Source organism: Myroides sp. LJL119 (assembly GCF_054871605.1).
Map to the genome: position 1 here is coordinate 1 of NZ_JBTXLO010000020.1, position 3486 is coordinate 3486.

Sequence of the window (3486 nt, forward strand, 5' to 3'; positions counted from 1 at the left end):
AGGATAATAAACTCACTTCTTCTGTTTAATTGATGCTCTTGTATACTACAAGGAACCCCATTAGAACAATTATTTATCAACTGACTCTCGCCATAACCACGACCAGTTAAACGATCTGCGGAGATCCCTTGACTAATTAGCCACTGAATTGTAGATTTAACTCGACGATCGGAAAGCGCCATATTATAAGCATCATTTCCTCTACTATCGGTATGTGAACGAACATCTATCTTCATGGTTGGATATTCCTGCATAACCGCGTAAATCTTCACTAGCTCATTGGCTGCATCCTCACGGATATTAGATTTATCAAAGTCAAAGTAAATTGGATTCAAGCCTAATGTCTTAAATAAATCATCATTTACATTCAAGGCAATAACCGATTTTTGTAAAACAACATCCTTTTGATCTACTCCCGGTGTAGCGCTTAGAGTTAATCCAGTTTCTTTGGTGTGATAATCTGGTTTTTCTACTTTTATAAAGTATTTACCACCACACTGTAAAACACTAGTCCCTTTGAAGTATCCGTCTTGATCTGCAACCACCACCTCTACTACTTGACCCTTAGAATCGGTTATAGTTACCTGAGCAAACGGGATTACTTGTTGGGTTTTCTCATCGGTTATCACACCCTGTAATTGTTTATCACAAGGGGTTTGGGTAAAGAAATAAATATTATCGCCTTTAAATTCATTTTCTCGGTTTGAACTAACAAACCCTTTTTTATTAGATGAATCGATATAAAATGCAAAATCATCTAAACTTGAATTTATAGGACTTCCCATATTAACTACCTGGGACACCTCTGCCTTGGCATTTAACTTGGTTACAAAAACATCTAAACCTCCTAAACCTGGATGACCATCCGAGGCAAAAAATAAAAGACCATCTTGTGAGATATAAGGGAAGGTTTCTCTTCCACTGGTATTAATCCCTGCACCTAGATTTTCTACCTCACCGTATTGGTTATCGGGATAAATAGCTACTTTAAACAAATCGGAAGAGCCTAAACTACCTTGGCGATCCGAGGCAAAATATAAATACTTTTCATCTACTGACAAGGCTGGATGAGCCGTATTAAAGTTGTCCGAATTAAAAGGTAACTCCACAATATCTCCCCACTGTCCGTTGTCTTGTCTGGTAGCCTTGTAAATCTTCAATAAAGTATCTTTGGATTTATTGCGACGTCTTTTTCCTTTTTCATTGGAATTATTACGAGTGAAATACAGGGTTTGACCATCTTTGGTTACAACACCAGAGGCATCGTTTACCTTTGAATCTAAATTAGGGGCATAAACCTGTGGCTCGGAAAAACTACCATCTTCTTGGATTTGAGTAGCAAACAAACTAGTGAAGTTCTCCTTGGTCCAATCGTGTAAGGCTGTACTTTTTTTATTTACATTACCACGGGCCGATGTAAACAACAAAGTATCTCCTATTAAAAAAGATCCATAATCGGAGTAATCCGAATTCACCTCGATGGCCTTTACTTGGTACTTTTGATATTCTGTTTGAAGATCTTGACGATAATCTGTATTTAAAGCAAATAGTTTTGCACGAGAATCATCCTGATTCATAGAAGCAAAAACAGTCATAACAGAGTCACTCTTTTGGTAATTCTCTACCGCTCGAAGACTCTGTGCGTATCGGTAATAAAGCTCCGGAGCAATGGCATCTAGATTTTTATCTTTATAATCCGATTCAAAAAGATCGGTATACCAAATATTTGCTTGTTGTAACTTACCATTAAAGTAATAAGCATCTGCAAGGTTCTGTAAAACTTCTTGGTTCTTATACCCCTTATTGGCAATGCGCTCATAGATTTTAATAGCATCTACATAAGCCAAGCGTTCGTATTTAGTATCCCCTTTTCTATGGGAACCTTCTTGAGCCAAAACCCCCAAAGAGCTAAGACTCAAAAGCCCCATTAAAAAGCATGTTTTTCGTATATAGTTGATCATAGCTTTTAAAATAATTAGAAGAATCGCGGTGTATTGATACGTCCTCGATTATTAAACAACTCAAATCGCAAAATAAACTCATGACTTCCCGAGTTATAATGACGAAGTTTGGTAGTTTCTGCATCATAGGAGTAACCGATAAATAGGTTCTCATTGATCTGAAATCCCGCCAAGGCGCTAACTGCTGCATCCCAGCGGTAGGCTGCACCAAGGGTTAATTTCTCCATTAATAAAAAGTTTGCAGTAATATCTACCTGAAGTGGAGCTCCTGATACAGCTTTTGCTAAAAAGGCTGGTTTAAACTTTAAATTATGACTTAAGTCAAATACATGTCCTCCCATTAAATAAAAATGAGGACGTTGTACCATGGTAACCATATCATTATCATTATAGCGATCGGTTTGTAAAAACATAGGAACAGAAAATCCTAAATAAGTGCGATCAGAGTATAGATAAACCCCGGCTCCAATATTGGGATTAAACTTATTTTTTATATTATTTACAGCCACTTGATCATCCGGGTGACGAATAGTTAATCTACTGTAGTCAACATCTAATAAATTAGCTGTTCCCTTTATTCCAAAGGCTAATTTATATTCGTAACTCAAATCAATAGCATAAGAAAGGTCAATGGCGATATTGTTCTCATTCATTGCGCCTAACTTATCATTATTAAAATTAACTCCTAGACCTAGACCTGAATCTCCCAAGGGAGTATTCAATGAAAAACTTGCAGTCTTGGGAGCTCCTTCTAATCCTACCCACTGGGTTCGGTATAGTCCAATGGCAGTTAAACTTCCTCTACTACCTGCATATGCGGGATTTATCATAGAGGTATTATACATATAATGCGTGTATTGTGGATCTTGTTGACTATATGCATTTTGGTAACAACTCAAAGCTAATAGACTGATACCAAGTGTTTTTAATATTTGAAAAAATCTCATAAATCTGTTTTTTTTTAATGCGTTTCAAGGTGTAAATAACCCGCTTTTTTAACGCTACTTGAACCTTGGGAATCCTTGTATTGATAAGTTAATACATAATAATAGGTACCTGTTGGAAGCATTTTACTCTTATCCATAGTTACCCTTCCATCGGAGTAACCTCTAAATACATTAACAGAACCGTCTCCTTGTCTGTCATAACCATCGGTCTCAAATACCTTTACTCCCCAACGGTTAAATATCTCAACGCGGTTCTCTGGAAATTTATAAAGGTTCTCAATCTCGAAGTAGTCATTTTTACCATCTCCATTAGGAGTAACTAAATTATAGATCACCACATCGCCATCTAAAATGATGTCGGTCTTTACAGTGGCTAGGGTGAAAAATCCATAGCCTCTAACGCTAGTTGGTGTGGTGATTTCTTTGTTTACTAGGTCAACTACTCCACCCTCGGAAACCCATAAATTCTGTTTTGCATCAAAACGAACAATATGTAATTCCTTCTCTGGATCTTTTAATAAATCCTGTAAAGTGGTTCTTTCATCCCAACTCAAAGTAAGTAAAATATCTTCTTTGGT

General features: G+C 36.8%; 3 protein-coding genes. All 3 read right to left on the reverse strand.

The window, feature by feature from the left end:
* On the reverse strand, positions 1-1961 hold a 1961-nt coding region (locus ACYSNV_RS12350; RefSeq protein ID WP_461762841.1), incomplete at its 3' end, for an OmpA family protein.
* A 14-nt stretch (positions 1962-1975) separates the two neighbouring features.
* Positions 1976-2908 (reverse strand): PorP/SprF family type IX secretion system membrane protein, encoded by a 933-nt coding sequence (locus ACYSNV_RS12355; protein ID WP_461762842.1) that lies wholly within the window; start codon positions 2906-2908, stop codon positions 1976-1978.
* 14 nt (positions 2909-2922) lie between these two features.
* Positions 2923-3486: gliding motility-associated C-terminal domain-containing protein (locus ACYSNV_RS12360; RefSeq protein ID WP_461762843.1), on the reverse strand; the 564-nt coding region annotated here is incomplete at its 5' end.

What these genes read in the sequence shown, in the direction of transcription:
- ACYSNV_RS12355 (WP_461762842.1), bottom strand. Translation starts at nt 2,908, where the DNA reads ATGAGATTTTTTCAAATATTAAAAACACTTGGTATCAGTCTATTAGCT.